Here is a 21584-nt window from a genome sequence, read left to right as displayed (position 1 = left end):
CAACTTCTATAGTCAAAATTGATAATTATTTACGAAAACTATGTACAGAGATATTGTATCACTATTTAAGATACGGATAAAAGCCTATCAGCTTTTATTAACAACCTAGTAACCACATAAGGATTAACACATATTCTAGCAATTCCCGAGGACATTTCCTTTTCGGATAGGCTGATCATAATAGTTCCTTGCCGAAACATGGGCGGAGACTAACGAGAAGCGCATAATTTTCCCCTTGATTATAAAGCAAAAACGTATGTTCCAATGAAAGAACATACGTTTTAAAATCGTTATCCCTTTTTATTAAAAGGCTCTACCACAAATTTTTGAATTAATAAATTTAGCAACGAGATGATAATCGAAGCTAGGATGGCCATTCCGAATCCTTCGATCACAAAGGAATCTCCCATTAATGATTGGGCAATCCACAAGGTAATCGCATTGATGACAAATAAGAATAGACCTAATGTCATCACCGTTACTGGTAGAGTAAGCAAGATGAGGATCGGCTTTACTAAAACATTAAGTACAGCCAGTAGAATGCTCGCCAAAATGGCAGCCCCTATCCCCTCAATATAAAATGACTCAAAATAGCCTGCCACAACAATAAGGACCAAGCTATTAACGAGAATAGAGGAAATCCATTTCATTAGGAAATCACATCCCTCTCATTCGGAACGACAAACATCCATATCGCGTAAATAAGTGCAAAGGTTCCAAAACTCATAATCAATCCAATTACAAATATTACTCTTAACAAGGAGGCATCAATTCCCGTATATGAAGAAAGTCCACCGATTACCCCGGCTAACTTTCGGTCTGATCTAGAACGTGTTAGTTTATTCATTACCTTACTCCTTTTTCTTGAATGATAACCGAACCAGTCTTCGTATCAACATCAACCACTAAAGGATCCGTGCCTTCTACAGGAAGTGTTGTAAACTTAAGATACTTTTGAACGACCTCAAGCTTCTCTTCCTTTTTCATTACATCACGAATCTCACATTGAATGTTACCAATGTTCGTTTTCACTTCACCTTGAATACTTCTATGCTTCGGAACAAACATATCTACGTTTCCTGTAGTGGATTTAATTAATATGGTTTCACATCTAGCATCATTAATGGTACAAATAATATTTCCATTAAAGCTCTGCATATCCGCTTTTTTATACGATCCATCCAATTTGATCGTACCATTAATCGTCTCTGCTTCTACCTTTTGACTCTCTAAATTGGATAGTGTAATATGTCCATTTGCTGTTTCCACCTCAAGCTTATCTGTTTGGAAATGAGCCAAAGTTATCTTTCCATTTGCAGTTTTCGCTTTAAAATCCTTCACCAATAACTTTTCCCCATCGATTTGTCCATTAAACAATCGTACGGAAATCACCTTATATTGTTCCTGCGGTAAGTAGATCACCGCATTCACCTTCATTTTCTTCTTCTGAACAGCGTAACGAAGCTTGCCACCTTCTATTGAGAAAAGAACATCCTGAAGAAATGTCTTTCTAGCTTCTTCTTGGGACTCTACCTGGTATACCTTGGCATTGCATTCGACCCGAACGTCCTTTTCTGACCAGGGAACTAGACGTACACTTCCGTTTGCCACATCAATATCTACATCGGTTAAATAGACATCAGCATGCTGGAATATATGGTTGACTGAAATAGCTGGACCAAAATTGAAGTCTAGGTCAAAATCCTTAATCTTCTTAAACGCTTTGTCAACGAAATCTAATACAGTCTTTTTAATGGATGCTGATTTGGCTGACTTTGATTCATAAGCAGAATCCCCTTCATTCCAATTCACTTGAGTCGAAAGCTCAGTTATAAAAGATTCCTGTTTTTCCTCCATCTCCTGCGAGTCCTTTTCAAGCTTTTCTAACAAAGTCATCGCTTCTTCAGCCGTTAACTTTCCTTCTTCCACCATTTTTAAGATTCTTTTTCGCTCTTCTAAAATCGGCATACATTCACACCCCAATATTGATCTATTAGTAAGTTTTTAACACTTGAATTCCTTTTATTACATTCCATACAATGATGACCATATTTATTAAAAATGCTAATAAAAACCCTAGCAAAATAAATAGTCCAAACCCACCACCCGCATCAGCTAAAAATCCAAAGAAAACGAAGACGGGGATTGTAATAAGCGGAATAATGTGTGAGATTAGCGCTCGAGATGCGTGACGCTTAACCTCTGCATCATCTACAATAAAATAAACCGCAATGGGCAAAATAAATCCTGCGAAGAAAATACTAAAATAACATAATGAAGATATAAGCTTATTCGTGTTGTTTGAATCCATGTTATCACTACTCCTTTCTATTATTTACGATAAAGTATTACAGAAGTTTCATGGATTTAATAAATAATTTCTAATTGATGTTTTCGCAAACTTTGTTGCTTTATAACAAAAAGATTGAATTCATATTGGGTCCGTTGATCTCCGCTGCAGGCACTCGCTTTCCGCGGGGAGGGATGTGAGCCTCCTCTAACGAAAAGTGGAAGTGCCCGTTTAGCTCCGATAAGCAAATGTTCCTTCTAGAAAAAAAGGATGGTTTTCCCTTTTATTCTAGAAGGGTTATTTGACCTCGAGGAGTTGGGCACTGCAACTAGACAAGCTACGCCTGTGGGGTCTCACACTTCCCTCATCTCCCGCAGGAGTCGATTGCCTTCCACTACAATCAACTAAATGTTTTAAGAAAGGTAAAATATTAATCAAAAAAACTTTTCTATTTCAGTGTATTACTCAAAAAGTCGTAATTATAACTAGCTTTTGGACATATTTAAAAAGCTCTAGCCAAAAGCTAGAGCCCATGTAATCAGGATTGTCCAATTGATTCTAATTCTTTGATCCGTTTTACTGTTCGTTCACGGTCTCTCTCAAGGACCGGCTTTAAATACTTTCCTGTGTAGGATGCGTCTACCTTGATGACGTCCTCGGGAGTTCCAGTTGCTACAATTGTTCCTCCCTTGTCGCCGCCTTCTGGTCCTAAGTCAACGAGGTAATCTGCTGCTTTGATGACATCAAGATTATGCTCGATTACCAGCACCGTATCTCCATTGTCTACTAAGCGTTGGAGAACCTCAAGGAGTCGAGCAATATCATCCACATGCAGTCCAGTCGTTGGTTCATCAAGGATATACATGGAGCGACCTGTTGAACGACGGTGTAGCTCAGAGGCTAACTTCACTCTTTGTGCCTCACCACCTGAGAGAGTGGTTGCAGGCTGACCCAGTTTAACATAACCAAGCCCAACATCCACAATTGTTTGTAGCTTTCGACTGATTTTCGGGATATTCGTAAAGAATACTAACGCGTCCTCAACCGTCATTTCGAGTACATCAGATATGTTTTTATCCTTATATTTTACTTCTAACGTTTCACGGTTGTATCGCTTACCGTGACACACCTCACATGGTACATACACATCTGGGAGGAAATGCATCTCGATTTTAATGATCCCATCTCCACGACAGGCTTCACATCTTCCACCTTTTACGTTGAAGCTGAATCTTCCTTTTTTATAGCCGCGTACTTTAGCCTCATTCGTTGAAGCAAATACATCACGGATATCGTCAAATACACCCGTATAGGTAGCCGGGTTCGATCTCGGTGTTCTTCCGATTGGAGATTGATCAATATCAATGACCTTTTCAAGCTGGTCAATTCCTTTGACATCTTTATGCTCCCCTGGTCTAGCTTTCGCTCTATTAAGTTTTTGTGCTAAAGATTTATAGAGAATTTCGTTAATTAACGTACTTTTCCCAGAACCAGACACCCCTGTTACTGCCATAAATGTCCCTAGTGGGAATTTTACTTTCACATTTTTTAAGTTATTTTCCTTCGCACCAATAATTTCAAGATATCGTCCATCCGGCTTTCTTCGCTCGGTTGGAATTGGAATAAACTTTCGACCAGATAAATATTGACCAGTTAATGAATTGGGATCGTTCATTACCTCTTGAGGAGTACCCTGTGAAATAATTTGTCCCCCGTGAACACCTGCACCTGGACCAATATCGATTAAATAGTCAGCAGCCATCATTGTGTCTTCATCATGCTCAACGACGATTAACGTATTCCCGATATCACGCATACTTTGCAGCGTATGAATAAGACGGTCATTATCTCGCTGGTGTAGCCCTATTGAAGGCTCATCTAAAATATATAAAACTCCCGTTAATCTTGAACCAATCTGAGTAGCCAATCGAATCCGCTGGGCCTCTCCACCAGATAACGTTCCAGCTGCACGACTCATAGAAAGATAATCAAGTCCCACATTGATTAAGAAACCAAGACGTTCTTGAATTTCTCTTATAATCATGTGAGCAATTTTGGTTTCCTTTTCAGAAAGGGTAAGTCCTGTCACATAATTATAAGCTTCCGTGATTGAGTAGTTTGTCACATGACCAATATGATTATCTCCAACAAAGACCGCTAAACTTTCCTTTTTTAGTCGATGTCCGTCACAGGTAGGACAAGGTAGCTGAGCCATGTATTTCTCCATTTGCTCACGAATATAATCAGAGCTTGTTTCACGATAGCGACGTTCCACATTGGCAAAGATTCCTTCAAACGGCACATAGTTTTCACGAACCTGACCAAAATCATTTTCATAACGGAAATAGATATCTTCTCCATCACTTCCATATAAGATTCGATCCATTAAATGCTTCGGAATATCTTTAACCGGTAAATCCATATCAACACCATAGTGATCACAGACTGATTCTAAAAGCTGAGGATAATATTGTGAGCTCGTTGGCTCCCATGGCGCAATCGCATGCTCTCGTAAAGTCTTATCCCAATCTGGGATAACAAGCTCCATGTCTACTTCAAGCTTTGTTCCTAACCCATCACAGCTTGTACACGCACCAAATGGACTGTTAAAAGAGAACATTCTTGGCTCAAGCTCGCCGATTGAAAATCCACAATGTGGACATGCATGGTGCTCACTAAATAGATGCTCCTCTTCAAGATCCATCACATCAACCATTACTCGACCATCGCCAAGTCGGAGTGCCGTTTCTAATGAGTCAGAAAGTCTAGCAGCAACACCCTCCTTGACGATGATTCTATCAATTACAACTTCTATCGAATGCTTTTTATTTTTTTCTAGTTCAATATCCTCTGATAGCTCGACCAATTCACCATTCACTCGGATACGGACAAAGCCTTGTTTCTTAATATCCTCCAGTACCTTCACATGGGTTCCTTTTCTTCCACTAACAATCGGAGCTAAAATTTGTAGTTTCGTCCGTTCAGGATACTCCAGAATTCGGTCAACCATCTGCTCAATCGTTTGCGAGCTAATTTCTATGCCGTGGATCGGACATACCGGGCGACCAACCCTAGCAAATAAAAGGCGCAGGTAATCATATACTTCCGTTACGGTACCAACGGTTGAACGCGGATTACGGCTCGTTGTTTTCTGATCAATAGAAATCGCAGGTGAAAGTCCTTCAATCGCATCCACGTCAGGCTTATCCATCTGCCCTAAAAATTGTCTCGCGTAGGCAGATAGTGACTCCACATATCGTCTTTGACCTTCCGCATAAATGGTGTCAAAGGCAAGAGATGATTTTCCAGATCCCGATAAACCAGTGAGAACCACTAGTTGATCGCGCGGAATGGTAACATCTATATTTTTTAAATTATGGGCACGTGCCCCTTTTACAATAATTTTGTCCATTGCCATTTCTTATTTTCCTTCCGCTTTCAGTTCTAATAACAAGTCACGAAGCTCGGCAGCTCGTTCGAAGTTCAATGCCCGTGCAGCTTCCTTCATCTCCACTTCAAGGTTTTCCATTAGCTTTTTACGTTCTGGCTTAGATAAATTAGCAAATGATGGCGCTGCATCATATTGCTCCTCTGTTTCCGCCGCAACGGTTGCCCTGATTACATCACGTATCTTCTTTTGAATCGTTTGAGGAGTAATACCATGCTCTTTGTTATATGCTTCTTGAATTTCACGACGACGTTTTGTCTCATTAATGGCAATTTCCATCGAGTTGGTAATTTTATCCGCATACATGATCACATGTCCATTAGCGTTACGAGCAGCACGTCCGGTTGTCTGAATTAATGATCGCTCTGATCGTAAAAAGCCTTCTTTATCAGCATCAAGTATCGCAACCAGTGAAACCTCTGGAATATCTAATCCTTCTCTTAAAAGATTGATTCCAATTAGAACATCATATTTACCTAGACGTAAGTCTCGAATAATTTCAATTCGCTCAAGCGTTTTAATTTCTGAGTGAAGATAATTCACCTTAATGCCGAGATCCTTTAAATAATTCGTTAAATCCTCTGACATTTTCTTCGTTAACGTGGTAATTAACACCCGTTCATTTTTTTCAATTCTGGTATGTAGCTCACCAAGAAGATCATCTATTTGCCCTTTAATCGGACGAACATCGATGGTTGGATCAAGTAATCCGGTTGGTCTAATAATTTGTTCCACCATTTCAGGTGTATGCTCAATCTCATACGGCCCTGGTGTAGCAGATACAAATACAATTTGATTGATATGCTTTTCAAATTCATCAAACATTAACGGACGATTATCTAATGCCGACGGTAAACGGAAGCCATGGTCAACTAGCACAGATTTTCTTGCTTTGTCTCCATTAAACATACCCCTTATTTGCGGAAGAGTAACATGTGACTCATCAATGACAATTAAAAAATCCTTCGGAAAGAAATCTATTAAAGTATATGGAGTAGAGCCTGATGGTCGAAGGGTTAAATGTCTCGAATAATTTTCAATTCCAGAACAAAAGCCCATCTCTCTCATCATTTCAAGGTCATAACGAGTCCGCTGCTCAAGCCTTTGCGCTTCTAGTAGCTTGCCATTTTCACGGAGCTCTTCTAAACGAACCTCAAGCTCTGCTTCAATATTTTCAATCGCTACTTTCATCTTCTCCTCACGAGTAACGAAGTGGGAAGCAGGGAAAATAGCCACATGGTCACGGTCTGCGATGATCTCCCCTGTTAACGCATCAACCTCACGAATCCGGTCGATTTCATCACCAAAAAACTCGACACGAATACAATGTTCGTCACGTGAAGCTGGGAATATCTCGACAACGTCACCACGAACTCGAAACGTACCGCGCTGGAAATCGATATCATTGCGAGCATATTGAATATCAACTAAATCGCGTAATAATTTATTTCGTTCTTTTTCCATCCCGACTCGAAGGGAAACAACAAGTTCACGATATTCTTCTGGTGAACCTAAACCGTATATACATGATACACTCGCAATAATGATGACATCATTGCGTTCAATTAGTGATGAGGTAGCAGAGTGTCGGAGCTTGTCTATCTCATCATTAATGGATGCATCCTTTTCTATAAATGTGTCCGTCTGTGGAACGTAGGCTTCAGGCTGGTAATAGTCATAATAGCTAACAAAGTATTCAACCGCATTATTTGGAAAAAACTCTTTAAATTCACTATAAAGCTGGCCCGCAAGCGTCTTGTTGTGGGCAATCACTAAGGTTGGTTTATTAACCTCTTTAATCACGTTGGAAATCGTAAATGTTTTCCCTGTTCCTGTTGCTCCTAATAGCGTCTGATGTCTTTGGTTATTTCGAATTCCATCTACAATTTTTTGTATTGCCTTTGGCTGATCTCCCTGTGGAGAATAGGCTGAGACTAATTCGAACTGATCTGTCACTCGTGAAGCCTCCTATCCATCTTTTCTCTGTACTCTATTGTATCAATTACCGAATAAAAAACCAAGAAATATGCGAACGAATATTCGTTTTTTAATATTATTGTAAGGGTCGAATCATGTATTTGTGCAATTTTATCTGAGTTTCGTGCACTTCTGCTCTTAATATACAAATTATGTAAAATTCGAAGCGCAAAAATACGCCTTCCCCTTAAGGATAGGCGTAAATGTACTTATTTATAAATAAAACTGCTTGTTCTTCCTTATTTTTATAAATAAGACAAACAGAAAAGTTCCAGCAATAACCAAACTTAGGAAAACAATCCTGCTAACGTCAGGATGTTCATTAGATTGTAAAAGCTTCCGTTCACTCTCCACCATTTTCAAAGCATCAACGGGTTGGCTTAATTTCTCAGGTAAAATGATCTCACTCTGATTCATATAAAGAAATTCGGGAATTAAGCTAGTGTCATAATGCTTAAACCCATAGTCAAACAGAGCCATTGTATCTTGATACGGTTGATTTCTGCCATTTGCTTGTAAAGTAACGGCAATCAACTGAGTTTCTCCCCGCTGTGCAACTGTTACAAGAGTAAAACCAGACTTTTGAACATAGCCATTTTTCCCGCCAATGACCCCTTCATATGGGATCTCATGCATCATCCGGTGATGATTAACAAGGACCGTTTCCCAGGTCTCCCCTTTCCACGGGAGGGATACCGTTCGTATGATCTTCTCAAACTCTTCATTTTGCATAGCATATCTCATGATTTTCGCCATATCATAGGCAGTTGTGTAATGCTCTTCAGCAAAGAGTCCGTGTGGATTTACAAAGGAGCTGTCAGTCACCCCTACCTTTTCAAGAATAAAAGAATTCATCCGCTCTGAAAATCCTTCTACTGTCGAGTCCATATGCTCAGCAATCGCCACTCCCGCATCATTTCCTGAATTAATTAACAGTCCTTGAATGAGCTTATGAAGAGTTACAACCTCAGCTTCATTTAAATATACTTTTGTTCCCTCTACATTTCTAGCATTCTCACTAACTGTCACTTCGTCCTCTAATTGCCCTTCCTCAATTGCAACGATTCCAGTTACTAGCTTCGTAATACTGGCTGGATACATCTGCTTCTTACTATTTTTCTCATATAAAACTAATCCTGTTTTGGCATCGATTAGGATCGCACTTTCACTGTGGAGATTTAGATGTTCATCTGCCAGAGTAGGAGCAATTGACAGAAACTCAAATAATAAAAACATAATGACTAGGCTCTTGATTATCTTCATTTTCCAAAATCACTCCTGAGCACTTCTATATAAAATGATAGGGTAGACCAAACTAGTATATCTTAAATAGTTCTAGCAAATCTTGTTTTTTGGGGGTGCTTGAAAAAACAGACTCTATACACTAAGTCTGTTCACCTTGGGCTTTATAGTAAGCTTTTTACTTAATACACTATGAAACACCATTCCCATGATGACGAGCGTGACACCCATGAACGAGATCATAGATGGAAGCGGCATCGATAAAAAGAGCATTTCTCCAATAATGACAAATAGTATTTGGGATGATTGTGTGGCTTCAACTGCCGCAAGACGCCCTGGATCATCCTTCACCAACTCAGTAGCAAAGAAAAATAATAGTGTGGCAACAACCCCTGATGATATAGCAACCAAAATAGTCTGGATTACCTGACTACTGCTCGGTGCCCCTACTGTTGCATACCCCATGATGGCAAGAATCACCCACAATGGCATCGAGGCTAACGTCATACCTAGCACCCTCTGGAAGGTATCGAGCTTTCCTGTATAAAGTACCATCATTCGTCGATTTCCCAATGGATAAGCAAAGGCAGCAATTACAACGGGTAACACCCCTGTAAGCACTAAATGTAATGTGAGTCCATCCTTGGCGTTTTCAAGCTGTAGAATGATAATTCCAATAAAAATGAGACTCGAAAAAAGCAAGCTTTTGAGCGGAATGGTCTGTCGTTTTCCTTTGCCATCAAGAAAGAATGGTGTTAGCAGAATTCCCGCAATAATCGTAAATTGCCAAGTACCCGCTACTAACCAACCAGGCCCAGAAGCAGCCGCAAAGGTAATCGGACCATAAAACAAACCAAAGCCAATAAAACTCCAAATTAGCCATGGAACTGGCTTCGCGATTAACTCTTTAAGGAGTGGCTTCAAATTACCTCTTAACGCAACAATCATCACTAAAAAAGGAATCATAAAAAAATAACGGAGTGAGGCACTCCAAAGCCAGCTACCTCCAGAAAGCTCCATCGCACGGTTTAATATAAATGTGCAAGCGAAGAAAGCGGATGATAAGATACCAATTAAAAATGCCTTCATAGGAAAACCCCATTTCAGACTAAGTTTTTAGAAATTTCCATTTTTAGTTATCATACACCCACATGAAAGATTGTGCTATAAAAATGAACAAAAAAAGAGGGAATCCCCTCTTTTTAAGGCTGTTTTCTTAAACAAAACAGCCCTAACTAATCGTTACCTTATTCATCATAACAAGTGTCTCAAAAGGAACCGGCCTTTGATAATAGAAGCCTTGCCCGATATGACAGCCCACCTGCTTTAAATAGGCATGCTGGGATTCATCCTCTATGCCCTCCGCGACGATCCCAATTCCAAGCTCATTACTTAGGGTAATCATTGCTTTTACAATTGCCTGATCACCTTTGCTGTCCAAAATCTCCCTTATAAAAGCTCGGTCAATTTTCAAGAAATCAATAGGAAGATGCTTGATATAGCTTAAGGATGAATAGCCTGTACCAAAATCATCAAGAGCCGTCCATAATCCAGTTCCTTTCAGACGGGCAATTACCTTAACCGCAACCTCCATGTTCTCCATGAAAAGAGATTCTGTAATTTCAAACTTTAGCCAATTTGGATCAAAGCCCGTTCCTTCAATAATAGCCTCTACACGCTCAACAAATTCCTTCGATCTGATCTGCTCAGAAGAGATATTAAGGGAAAATTGGATAGGCCGTCTCCCCTGTTTAAGCCATTCTACCCCATCCAGACAAACACGCTCAATGACCCATTCCCCAATTTCAACGATTAACCCGGTCTCTTCCGCAATTGGGATAAATTCCCCAGGAGAAATCATCCCATAAATGGGGTGCTCCCATCTAATAAGGGCTTCTAGTCCAATAAGCTTACCCGTCTGTATATCATATTGAGATTGATAATGAAGCATAAATTCATTCCGTTCAAGGGCTTTACGCATTTCATTCTCTAGCATCAACTGCCTCGCTAGCGTCTTCCCATGATGACGATCATATACTTCAATCTTCGTCCCATTTCCCTTCGCCTTGTACATAGCCATATCTGCGTTTTTCAATAAGGAAGTCATATCCTTAGCATGAAGCGGATATAAGGAAATTCCAATACTCACCTGTACCAATACTTCTAGACCATTTATTTTAACCGGCTTTGCAATTGTTTCAATAATTTGTTCAGCAAGCTTTTCTACCTCAAATAAATAATGATTAATAGACTGCTGCGTAGTTTTTGGATAAATAATTAGAAACTCATCTCCACCCATTCTACAAGCAATCGCATCCTGGGCAATCAATGTATTAATTCTCTCTGCAAGCTGTTGAACCAGCTGATCTCCAACCTCATGTCCGTAATTATCATTGATTAACTTGAACCGATCAATGTCCATGTAAAGAAGTGCAAACACTCCATTTTTATGATGCTGATCGTTTTCTAAATACGATTTAGCAAACTCTCGGTTATAGAAACCAGTTAGTTGGTCCTTTATTAATAGACCTTCCATAATGATCGTTTGCGTAATAAGATGCGCCAAAGATTGAACATACTCAATCTCGTCTTCCGTGAAGACGTATGGCTTAGAATCTAATCCACACAAAGTGCCAATCATTTGATTATCCTTAGAAAATAATGGAACACCAAAATAGCAGCCTTCTCCACCTAGTTGTTCAGTGATCACATTAAAGGCTGTGTGGTTATTTTCTGAAAGCTTTGGTATGAAAAGTGGTTCACGACCACGATTTTCGACAAGCCTTCAGTATACATTGCTAAAGGGAAGAGTCGTTCCCACTTCTACTAATGTCTCATTTCGATTAAAAGCATCAATAAAATAGTTGGTTTTCTGGTCATTCACCGCGATAAAAAACGTATTAATTCCAACCGTCTTTTGCAATAAATCAAAAACGATCGATGAGCTTTTTTTAAGTACATGAAAATAATTGAAATCCCTTGGATGTGAGAACAATTCTGCTTCCTCCTCTCCATAGAAAATATAATCATTCTATATTCTCATTTTGGAACAAATGAAGCAGTTTATCTATCACCTTAGACTCCTATTTTTCAAGCCATATAGGAATAGACTCCTATACAGTACGGTGTTCCTATTAAAAAACTAAAAACCAAAAAAGCTTGCCAAAAGGTGTAACTCCTTTAGCAAGCTCTTGTTTTTTATATGGCCTTTGAAAACTTTTTATCGGTTTTTTTTACCACTTGATAGTCAACAAATTGTGGATATACTGACTCAAAAATAGATTTGAATTCAGGATTAAATTGTGTACCCATACATTCTAATACAATCTGCCTAGCCTCTTCCATTGTGAACGCCTTACGGTAGGAGCGATTGCTTGTTAAGGCATCAAACGTATCAGCAATGGCAATGATTTTAGAGTTAATCGGCATTTCATGATCCGCAATTCCTTTGGGATAACCCTTTCCATCAAACCTTTCATGGTGATATAGAATGTCTTCGACGATGTTTGAAGGATATCCAAGGTCCTGTGCTAAATCCGCTCCATTTTGCGAATGAGTTTTGATTAAATCATATTCCTCCATCGTAAGCTTACCATCCTTCGACAGAATCTCATGAGGGATATTAATTTTACCAATATCATGTAAAATTGAGCTAATTCTAAGTGACTCAAGATCAACCTTGTAACCAATCTTGCTCATATACGTGCCAATCATCATCGCATAGTCCGAAACTCTAATCGAATGCCCTCTTGTATAGTCATCCTTTGCTTCAACAGCAAGAATTAAGGTATTAACCGTTTTATCATAAATATAAGATGTGCGAATATACTGAGCGTTCGCCCGTACCACGAAATCCAAAATAATTAGATAAGTAAGTAAAAAGGTTAAGTCAATGATTCCTTGGATAGGAGCGATTTGATACCCACCAAAAAATGAAGTATAGATAGATACTAATATGGTAAAACCACTTGCTATGTAAAAGATCCTTCGTCTATTAAAAAGAATCGATGTGAGAGGTAAAAAGATCATCAAAAAGTAATTATAGAATGGTAAAGACAAGCTAAGGGTTGTGATCACAAAGCAAACGTTGATAAAAAGGAAGTCTGCCCGATATTTCTTAGGCGAAAATCGATGAATGACCGTGTACGGTATGAAACCAAATAACAATACGCCGAGTGTTATAAAAAAAGTCTGAGAAAGTTCGCCAAGTATGAACAGATAGACAGACGTTACTACTAGAGCACCCATTATACAAATTGCCCATAACGTTTTTAAAATCCTCTCAACCTTGAGTTCCATCCTGTCTTCACCCTTTTCTTCTTAGCATCTTAATTAAGTATCGTCAAGTTTCGACATATATTTCACTTAATTTTATAATAATTACTGATGAAGAAAAAGACTTGTTTTTTTTGTAAACCTAAATATTTTTCCAGTTAACTTCGAAGGTATTATTCCTCATACATCATTTTCTTTGTCATCCCACCATCAATAACAAGATTGATTCCCGTTATAAAGTCATTTTCTTTAGTAGTAAGGTATAAGCATGCTCTTGCAATATCATCGGGTACCCCTACCCTTTGTGAAGGATGCTGTTCATGATCCACTTTTCGTAGCTTCGAGTAATCTCCTGTTTCAATCCATCCCGGTGAAATTGCATTTACTGTGATATGATTTTCACCAAAGGAAGTTGCTAAGGCATGAGTAAGAGATACAATCCCACCTTTTGTGGCAGCATAGGCCTCTGATGATGGCTCAGACATAATCGCTCTTGTTGAGGCTATGTTTACAATTGCTCCACCCTCAGTATTTTCCTTCATATACTTCGCAGCTTCACGCGAACCAAGAAACACACTTCGAAGATTCGTATTAATGATATCATCCCACTCATCAATCGTTAATTCATAAGGAGATTTAAACTCACTCTTCCCAGCATTATTGATAAGGATATCAATTTTTTGAAAAGTATCCTTTGTCTTCGCCATTAGATTTAAAATATCGGATTCTAATCGGACATCGGTCTTAATAAAAGTGGCCTCTCCGCCATTTGCAGTTATCTGGTTTACTACTTCATTTCCTGCTGACTCATCGAGATCGGCTAGCACTACCTTCGCTCCACTATTGGCATACATCAACGCGATTCCTTTTCCAATCCCGTTTGCAGCACCTGTCACAATGACGACCTTATTAGTAAAAGACATCTAGATCTCTCCTTTTTAGTAATACGCTATCAGTTTTTAGGTTGAATCACAAATAGTTGGGCTAAGAGGCGCCCATCTTTTGTAGGAACTTTGCCGTTTTAAAGCTTAGTTAGAGAGTACTCACAGCCTAACTTTCGTGGAATTGCACGAGATTGACGCGGAATTGCACCAAAGTCAGTAAAAATCGCACAAAACTCCCACGACACCCGCCGGCGAGATGTATACCCACCCTTATCCAGGCTTGTATAACAAATCTTTTCTGCCCATTTTCTGCATATTATAGGCGAATACCCTCCCCATACAGGCAATTAACACATAAGGTATAACAAATGGACTTGGAGGTGTAATCATGAGTGCAGTTGGAGGATACGGTGCAGGCTTTGCACTAATCGTAGTATTGTTTATCTTGTTAATTATTGTTGGTTCAGCTTACGTTGGATACTAATCTAAGTTTTCAAAACTAATCAATATAAATCATAAAGGAGGAATTTATAATGTTCGGAACAGGTTACGGATATGGCGCAGGTTATGGTGCAGGATTTGGTGGCGGTTGTGGCTACACAGCTCCAGTAGCAGCACCAGCATATGGTGGCGGAAGCACGTTCACTTTAATCGTAGTATTATTCATTCTATTAATCATCGTTGGTGCCGCTTGGTGCTAATGGATTAATATAAGGAAAAGGCTGCCCTTGGGTGAGACTGCTGAAAAAGTCTCATTAATACCCTTGTGTTGAAAGGAAGAGGAAACTCTTCCTTTTTTGTATACATTTGATTCAGTTGGTGAGGGGAAATGGTATCATAGTGAAAGAATACATTAGAAAATTGGTGAAACTATGCTACCTAAAAAAGAATTAGTGCTCAGTTCATATAGTGCACTTTATGATATATTAATCCCGAAAGATCATTTCTTGAGGAAATTTAATAACCTAGTTGATTTTGAATTTATCTATGACGAGTTAAAAGATATGTATAATGAGGCATTTGGTGCTACAGCTAAATGTCCTATTATGATGTTTAAATTATTACTCCTTAAAGTAATGTACCCCATGTCTGATCGAGATTTAATTGAGAGAGCGACATTTGATATGTCATTTAAATACTTTTTAGATGTAGCACCCGAAGATAAAATTGTGCATCCTACAAGCCTAACGAAATTTAGAAAACTGCGTCTACAAGACGATTCATTATTAGATTTACTAATTAAAAAGACGGTTGAGATTGCCTTACAGGAAGGTCTGATTAAATCTAACCAGATTATTGTGGATTCAACCCATACGGACAGTATGTTTAACTCTAAATCACCCATTGAAATATTGATTGAACAGTCCAAACAACTTAGAAAGAGCGTTTATAAACAAGACGAAACCTATAAAGATAAGATGCCAACTAAGCCTGGTACGAATGAACTACTAGATCATATCAATTATTGTAATCAATTAATTGAGATCATTAAAAAAGATGAGAGATTATATATCAAAGAAGACGTGAAATTAAAAGCGAACTTATTAGAAGAGATCGTAAATGATGATATCGAACACCTGAATTCAACGGTGGAAAAAGATGCAAAAGTAGGACATAAGAGTTCGGATTCTTCATTTTTTGGATACAAAACTCACATCGCAATGGTTCCAGAGCGTATTGTAACATCGGCAATTGTTACAACTGGGGAACAGCACGACGGAAAGCAAGCAAAAGAGCTAATTGAGAAAGCTGTTGAAAACGGAATTGAGGTAAAAGTATTTATTGGCGATGGGGCTTACTCTGAGAAGGATATGATTGAATATGCGAAAGAGAAAGAAATTAAGTTAGTATCGAAATTAAGCAAGACTGTTTCAGAGGGAAACAAAAGGGCATCAGGAGAATTTCAATACAATAAGGATGCCGGGCGATATGTATGTACAGCTGGGCATATGGCGATTAAGAAAGCCTTACATGGAAAGAAGAAACATGCGACTGAAGGAACAGTATTACGAGAAACACACTACTTTGATATTGAAAAGTGTAAGGTTTGTCCACTTAGAGAAGGCTGTTATACAGAAGGAGCTGCAAGTAAAACGTATACCGTAACTTTGAAGAAGGATAAAATTCATGAAGAACACCAACTTTTTCAGGAAACAGATGAGTTCAAGGAGCTAGCAAAAAGCAGGTATATGATTGAGGCTAAAAATGCAGAGTTAAAGAATCGCCATGGTTTTAAAAAAAGCCAATCCCATGGTCTTTTAGGTATGCACATACAAAGTGCAACCACTCTCTTCGTAGTGAATATGAAACGAATTATTACGTTAAAGGGTTAGAAATAACCCTTTATTTTGCCTTTCAAAACACAAAATACGAAAAAAGATTAGGGAATGTTTAAAATCATCCCCTAATCTTTTTAATTTCATTGCGGTAACTTTAGATTGCCGATAATTTCAGCAGTCTCCCCTTGGGTAGCCTTTTTTTGTTTAAAAATATCATCGAAAAAACACGCCAGAATAATTCCAGCGTGTCTCTTCTTACTTTTCTATATTTCCAAAAGCATCCTGCAATATAAAATACGATGTTTTCAGTCTTTCTTGATAGCTAGGTAGATTCCACTCTTCCCATTGATATAAACTGTAAGCACTCTCGTCAGTTAGTGCTGCGGGGAAGGTTTGAGCAACTTTTCCATCATTTGAATGTACAACCCCTACTTTAATCCCTTCAATGAAAGCATCTGGAATTCCTTCTGCATTAGGTGCGTATAAATCTCCAATCACCTCGTGTTGGGAAGGGTCTTTAAAGTTAAGCACCATCCACGGTAACCTAACCTCAATAGATTTTCGATCTTTACTGATAGCAAAATCTGTTAAAGAATTGTAATCACCCGCTTGTGGATTTCCATTTCCAAACTGTAATTTTCCTGTTTCAGCAAGATCAAATGGTGATACGGTTTCGGTCCCATCCTCTCTTTTAATAATAAACTCTTTATTTAAAGCTAATCGAATTGGGAAAAAGACTCCATTATTCTTTTGATCAACATTTGGCACTTCAGGAATCATATCACGAACATATGCATAATCGAAATAGAACGGATCATAGTAGCTATCCACGAGTACTCGAGAGGTTTCCTCTCCAGTAAGCTGAAGAACAAAATCAATCCCTGAAACATTTACATCTGTCTCTGGAATAGTCGACTGTCCCTGATTAAGAATCGTATTAAATAACACGTAGGAATTGTCTTCATTCCAATTGATTGGCTCTTTATAATCTAGCCGCAAATATAAATATCGCTCATCATGATCCATTCTTATTTGTTGTATAGCTCCCGTTTCATCCTGATAGAGAACCTCAGATGATTCAGTCCAATCCTCTAACTGTCCATCTACTTTAATCTTAAAGCCTTCTTCTCCAGGATCAAAGCTTAAGAGACCAAAATTTTGTTCACTCGTTTGAATATTAGACCAGAACGGTCGGCGATTAGGATTATCATAATCCATCGTATTCCACGTTCGTTTAAACCACTCATCCTGCCAGACAAATACCATCCCACCTGCAAGATCTTCTTGAACAATGTCTTCAAACAATTTCACTAGGTTCATCCCTTGTTCGGTTTCTGATTGATGTCCTTGATCCTGGCCGTAAACGCTCCGATGGGTAATTCCTCTTGAGGCTGGTATCCCAAACTCCGCAACGACTAACGGCATTCTATGCACTTTTTTCATATCATTTAAATATCCAGCGTAATTGTTCTTCTCACCTCGATGGTCAATATAGTTCACATACTCTTCTTCAAGGTTTAAAAACTCCGGATAGTATGGATAGATATGATATGAAGCAAATAAACCAGTTTTTAATTGCTCAGTATGGTAGATGTTATTCGGATCAACCGTTACCATATCTTCTTTTGGATGTGGTTCAATTGGGTGGTCTAATAAATCAGTTGTTACCCAGTTTGTAAAGCTCATTGTATTTTGCCAATTATACGTCTCCGTTTCGTACGCAATTGTGAATTCGAGCATTTCTGCTAACCAAATCTCAAACGGATTAGCATTCTCTGTGTAGATGTAGTCTCCTTTAAAATCCTCCATACCCGCATGTTTATTATTTGTCTCTAAGACAACCTCAGGGTCCCACTCGACTCCCAACATAAGTCCAAGTACATATGGAGACACATCATAGTGGTACACTCCACTCGCATGGCCTGGTTGCTCTGGTAAATTAGCATTTCCGTGTAGCAAATCAACAATTCGAAGTATTTCAGCTTTAAACTCTTCGACATTCTCCTCTGAGAAAGCATCCATTGTTTCATAAAATACCTCTTCGTTCAACCATACCCCGTGGAATAAATAAATCCGCTCATCAGCTGTCTGGTTATATTCATAAAGAGCTTCATAAAACCCTGGAGGATGAATTGTGTAAACACGAATTGAGTTCGCATTCATTTCACCTATTTGCTCAAACCATCTTGCATACTCTTGCTTGGAAATACCAGCTTCACCTGGGAATGTTCCTGGTTTCCCCATCCCAATATTAACCCCTTTAATGAGCAGGTCCTCCCATTCCCCATCGCGATACACCTGTAAATAGGTTTCATTTGTTTTTCCAATCATAGAAACCCCATCTTCGGTGTGAATATCATGAACTTTTTGTTCTATAGGTTCTTCCGGCTTGTCCAAAATACCTTTTAAAATCCCATCCATCATCGGGACATACACCTTCCAGTAAAAAGGAACTGTACTGCCTTGTGGGTTTGATGAAAAATACTCTCTCCATTGCTTCAAACCAGAGGTTTTATATAAGTCTGGGACCTCTTCCTGGTCTGCATAATCACCAGCAAAGTAATACGTTTGAATCAGCGAATCCTGATGAATAATTGCAGGGAAAACTTCTGGAATATCATATTCCTGGAGCTGCCTTTTCCCTTCGCCATTTAACGGTAACGTATAAGTGGCTAGAATCTCATCCTCATTATAGGCAGTGACAACATCAAACCAATAATTATAGGTTTCTTCCCCTTTGCCACTCAATTGTTCTCGACCCTTTTCAGTGTAGTTAAATAATACTCCACCCTCTTTTAAACCATGCTCATCGATGACCACAATTTGATCATTTTCATCAGCAAATACTAAACCACTACCTGTAAAATCCCAAGCACGATCGTTCTGGGTTTGAAAATTAGATTTCACCCAAACTGGTACTTCTTCATCACTTAAATCCATAAAATAGCGACCAATCCAGCCACTCCATTGTAGGTTTAATAATTCGTAAAACTCTTCTCTTACAGCCTGCTCAGTAGGATCTGCAAATGTATTAAACTCGACAATCAGTGGGGTTCTGTTTTTAGTAACAGCCTCTTTAATGGAAGCCACCTCTTCACTCGTCATTCCCCCATACAAGCTTTCAGAACGTGCCCCCTGCTGATTTGTTCCGTAGAATTCTTCCTCATATACACCATAACCATCTGTGATATACATCAAATCATAGCCTGATAAATCCTCTGGAAGCTCTTTAATCTCAAACTCTTGATCATCTTTAGGATGAAATCCTACATAATCGGTTGTAAATTCGTAATCTGTTCCATCAGCTTGTACATATTTATTCTGATTAAGTAACCATGTAAAACCTTTATGCTCCCTGTAGGAAAAATCAGGAACTGTCTTATCAACAATTAGTACATTCAATTCTGCTTCTGATTTTAAATACCAGAGCCAAAATGGAGAAGCAATCAGTGCAATAAGCCCAAACATCACTAAAAAATACATATAAAGCCGGAATTTATTCTTAACTTTTTCTTTCATAAAGGACACCTTTCTTATGTACACCGTTTCTTTAAACCTAACGATAAATCTTCTCTTATTCTACTACTGTATCATCCCAAATTGCACGTGGATTTTTCAACGTGATATATTGCCAGGCAGTACTCGCAACGGCTGGCCACACATAGAATAGATATGGCTCCTCCGATTGTCTAGAATGGCTGTAAACAAGCCCTCCTGCAGGGTCAGTATCCTGCATCGCGAACATAGAGGCTAATAGATGATCCACATCTTTTTCCTGTCGTAAGAAAAGATTGATTACACCCCATGTTCCCTCTGTCCATACAATGTCCGGTGGTTCCTCATACCCCTTTCCATAAGGCTTATACCCTACTAAAGGTGCTTTTGTTTGATAGGCCATATTATAAGTAGATTCCGCGTCACTCTTTATCATTGTAGCATTCTGGACTTCAAATTTACTTAGGTAGCTGACTGCCGACTTCGCAAGCTCCTCTTCTCCAACAGCCAATAAGAAAATTGCCCCCCATGAATTAGCATCTAATGCTTCTGCTTGATCATGAATTCCCTGATTAAATCTACCTTCTTCTGTATTCCAATGATCTGTCAATAAAGCTTGCCGGATAGCATCGGATATTTCGTTATAGGTGTCATCACCAGTAAGCATACCAAAATCTCTAAAAAAGAAATAAGCATCAATATTATGTTCAGTAGAATACCAATCCACATCAGGACCACCCTTTATACTACCAGTTTGATGATCCTGTTGACTGAGTAAATACTGGGCGATGGACTCTGCAACTGGACGAAATTGAGAGTCACCAAAGGCTGTTTCATATTTTAGAATAGAATCCCCTAGCCAAGCAATCGAACCACTTCGCTTCGTTTCATCAATCGGACCTATATAAACATCGTAGGCAAAAGCAAAGGAGCCATCTTCATTTTGAAGCTCAGCAAGAGAAGATAGAATATTTGAAGCCCGCTCTTGATCTCCAGCGAGGGAAAAACTAATCACTGCTAGAGCATTATCATAAAGCCAACTTCTTCGGTGGATTGCTAGCTTACTTAAGGGGTCATCAGCAGGAACAGAATATGAACGAATCAGTTGATACTTATGTACTTCCGTTGTCCCGAGCACCACTTCATCTAGCTTACGAACCAACCTAGCCAGCTTCTTCCCCTGGACACTACTCTCTGTTTTAAAAGTCCCATCAACATCTATAGAGAGCTTTTCATATAGCTCTAGAACTGGGGGCGATGATACCTTATCTACCTCTGAAACCGAATAAATCCACACCTCATAATCAGAAAGACCATCAACACCTAATCCATTTTCATATTGTTCTAATGCTCTCAGATCCACCGTACCTTCTACACTACCCGTATACTCATCATGATAATCCTCCAAAAACTCAACCCCAACAGGATAAACAAGCGAATCCTGCTGCCCTCTCAACCAATCCAAAGACAGATCAGCCCGCTCCTCCAAAACAGCCTCCGAAAACTCACTACCTCCACCACGTAACCCAAAATAAATCAAAAAACCAACCACCAACACAGCACCACCTATAATCCCACACCGCCTCATCCACTTTACCCCTTCACCGCATTGGGGGACAGGCCCCCACTCCTTTAATGTGTTAAAGTCCTGACTTTGCTCTTATGCATAGAGTTACCTGTCTGTATGGTGATTA

The 21584-nt window shown here is 39.0% G+C and carries 16 protein-coding genes and 1 pseudogene; 3 read left to right on the top strand and 14 right to left on the bottom strand.

Annotated features, from left to right (window positions below):
* Positions 1-290: 290 nt before the first annotated feature.
* The 12 genes from M1D60_RS02780 to M1D60_RS02725 form a co-directional block, all read right to left on the bottom strand.
* Entirely contained in the window at positions 291-650 is a 360-nt protein-coding gene (locus M1D60_RS02780; protein ID WP_456277697.1) for a phage holin family protein, read from the bottom strand.
* Positions 650-847, bottom strand: a complete 198-nt coding sequence (locus M1D60_RS02775; RefSeq protein ID WP_456277696.1) for a PspC domain-containing protein — start codon at positions 845-847, stop codon at positions 650-652. Before M1D60_RS02775 ends, M1D60_RS02780 begins: the two co-directional genes overlap by 1 nt.
* Complete coding sequence (locus M1D60_RS02770; RefSeq protein ID WP_456277695.1) at positions 847-1968, bottom strand: DUF4097 family beta strand repeat-containing protein; 1122 nt, start codon at positions 1966-1968, stop codon at positions 847-849. Before M1D60_RS02770 ends, M1D60_RS02775 begins: the two co-directional genes overlap by 1 nt.
* A gap of 25 nt (positions 1969-1993) precedes the next feature.
* Positions 1994-2311 (bottom strand): DUF4870 domain-containing protein, encoded by a 318-nt coding sequence (locus M1D60_RS02765; RefSeq protein ID WP_456277694.1) that lies wholly within the window; start codon positions 2309-2311, stop codon positions 1994-1996.
* A 517-nt stretch (positions 2312-2828) separates the two neighbouring features.
* On the bottom strand, positions 2829-5708 hold the full coding sequence (uvrA, locus tag M1D60_RS02760) for an excinuclease ABC subunit UvrA (protein WP_456277693.1): 2880 nt from the start codon (positions 5706-5708) through the stop codon (positions 2829-2831).
* Between the two features lie 3 nt (positions 5709-5711).
* Positions 5712-7694, bottom strand: coding sequence for an excinuclease ABC subunit UvrB (uvrB, locus tag M1D60_RS02755; protein ID WP_456277692.1), 1983 nt, complete (start codon positions 7692-7694; stop codon positions 5712-5714).
* Positions 7695-7928: 234 nt separating this feature from the next.
* Entirely contained in the window at positions 7929-8978 is a 1050-nt protein-coding gene (locus tag M1D60_RS02750; protein ID WP_456277691.1) for a D-alanyl-D-alanine carboxypeptidase family protein, read from the bottom strand.
* A 114-nt stretch (positions 8979-9092) separates the two neighbouring features.
* Positions 9093-10046, bottom strand: coding sequence for a DMT family transporter (locus M1D60_RS02745; RefSeq protein WP_456277690.1), 954 nt, complete (start codon positions 10044-10046; stop codon positions 9093-9095).
* A gap of 142 nt (positions 10047-10188) precedes the next feature.
* A complete protein-coding gene (locus M1D60_RS02740) occupies positions 10189-11667 on the bottom strand; it encodes a bifunctional diguanylate cyclase/phosphodiesterase (protein WP_456277689.1) in 1479 nt (492 codons plus the stop codon).
* A 75-nt stretch (positions 11668-11742) separates the two neighbouring features.
* Positions 11743-11952 (bottom strand): hypothetical protein, encoded by a 210-nt coding sequence (locus M1D60_RS02735; protein WP_456277688.1) that lies wholly within the window; start codon positions 11950-11952, stop codon positions 11743-11745.
* Positions 11953-12155: 203 nt separating this feature from the next.
* Positions 12156-13256: an HD-GYP domain-containing protein gene (locus M1D60_RS02730; protein ID WP_456277687.1), complete on the bottom strand. Its 1101-nt coding sequence runs from the start codon at positions 13254-13256 to the stop codon at positions 12156-12158.
* 149 nt (positions 13257-13405) lie between these two features.
* Positions 13406-14155, bottom strand: coding sequence for a glucose 1-dehydrogenase (locus M1D60_RS02725; protein ID WP_456277686.1), 750 nt, complete (start codon positions 14153-14155; stop codon positions 13406-13408).
* 349 nt (positions 14156-14504) lie between these two features.
* Here M1D60_RS02725 and M1D60_RS02720 point away from each other — a divergent pair, with 349 nt between their 5' ends.
* The 3 genes and pseudogenes from M1D60_RS02720 to M1D60_RS02710 all read left to right on the top strand — a co-directional run bounded on the left by M1D60_RS02720 (position 14505) and on the right by M1D60_RS02710 (position 16449).
* The gene (locus M1D60_RS02720) at positions 14505-14600 is read left to right on the top strand and encodes a YjcZ family sporulation protein (protein ID WP_246942660.1); all 96 of its coding nucleotides are present in this window, start codon (positions 14505-14507) and stop codon (positions 14598-14600) included.
* Positions 14601-14664: 64 nt separating this feature from the next.
* A pseudogene (locus M1D60_RS02715) lies at positions 14665-14817 on the top strand (YjcZ family sporulation protein); the annotation flags it as partial.
* 171 nt (positions 14818-14988) lie between these two features.
* Positions 14989-16449, top strand: a complete 1461-nt coding sequence (locus M1D60_RS02710; RefSeq protein WP_456275424.1) for an IS1182 family transposase — start codon at positions 14989-14991, stop codon at positions 16447-16449.
* A 201-nt stretch (positions 16450-16650) separates the two neighbouring features.
* Here the strand turns inward: M1D60_RS02710 and M1D60_RS02705 are convergent, their stop codons facing one another.
* Both M1D60_RS02705 and M1D60_RS02700 read right to left on the bottom strand, forming a co-directional pair.
* Complete coding sequence (locus M1D60_RS02705; RefSeq protein ID WP_456277685.1) at positions 16651-19914, bottom strand: hypothetical protein; 3264 nt, start codon at positions 19912-19914, stop codon at positions 16651-16653.
* 55 nt (positions 19915-19969) lie between these two features.
* The gene (locus M1D60_RS02700) at positions 19970-21478 is read right to left on the bottom strand and encodes a hypothetical protein (protein WP_456277684.1); all 1509 of its coding nucleotides are present in this window, start codon (positions 21476-21478) and stop codon (positions 19970-19972) included.
* Positions 21479-21584: the final 106 nt, after the last annotated feature.

This window comes from Bacillus sp. AK128 (assembly GCF_053903075.1).
Note: the sequence above shows the minus strand (reverse complement) of the source record. Positions and strands in the feature narration are given on the sequence as shown.

Bases quoted from the DNA above. Each gene is read 5' to 3' on its own strand.
- M1D60_RS02780 (WP_456277697.1), bottom strand. From the start codon at position 650: ATGAAATGGATTTCCTCTATTCTCGTTAATAGCTTGGTCCTTATTGTT.
- M1D60_RS02775 (WP_456277696.1), bottom strand. From the start codon at position 847: ATGAATAAACTAACACGTTCTAGATCAGACCGAAAGTTAGCCGGGGTA.
- M1D60_RS02770 (WP_456277695.1), bottom strand. From the start codon at position 1,968: ATGCCGATTTTAGAAGAGCGAAAAAGAATCTTAAAAATGGTGGAAGAA.
- M1D60_RS02765 (WP_456277694.1), bottom strand. From the start codon at position 2,311: ATGGATTCAAACAACACGAATAAGCTTATATCTTCATTATGTTATTTT.
- uvrA (WP_456277693.1), bottom strand. From the start codon at position 5,708: ATGGCAATGGACAAAATTATTGTAAAAGGGGCACGTGCCCATAATTTA.
- M1D60_RS02750 (WP_456277691.1), bottom strand. From the start codon at position 8,978: ATGAAGATAATCAAGAGCCTAGTCATTATGTTTTTATTATTTGAGTTT.
- M1D60_RS02745 (WP_456277690.1), bottom strand. From the start codon at position 10,046: ATGAAGGCATTTTTAATTGGTATCTTATCATCCGCTTTCTTCGCTTGC.
- M1D60_RS02730 (WP_456277687.1), bottom strand. From the start codon at position 13,256: ATGGAACTCAAGGTTGAGAGGATTTTAAAAACGTTATGGGCAATTTGT.
- M1D60_RS02725 (WP_456277686.1), bottom strand. From the start codon at position 14,155: ATGTCTTTTACTAATAAGGTCGTCATTGTGACAGGTGCTGCAAACGGG.
- M1D60_RS02720 (WP_246942660.1), top strand. From the start codon at position 14,505: ATGAGTGCAGTTGGAGGATACGGTGCAGGCTTTGCACTAATCGTAGTA.
- M1D60_RS02710 (WP_456275424.1), top strand. From the start codon at position 14,989: ATGCTACCTAAAAAAGAATTAGTGCTCAGTTCATATAGTGCACTTTAT.
- M1D60_RS02705 (WP_456277685.1), bottom strand. From the start codon at position 19,914: ATGAAAGAAAAAGTTAAGAATAAATTCCGGCTTTATATGTATTTTTTA.
- M1D60_RS02700 (WP_456277684.1), bottom strand. From the start codon at position 21,478: ATGAGGCGGTGTGGGATTATAGGTGGTGCTGTGTTGGTGGTTGGTTTT.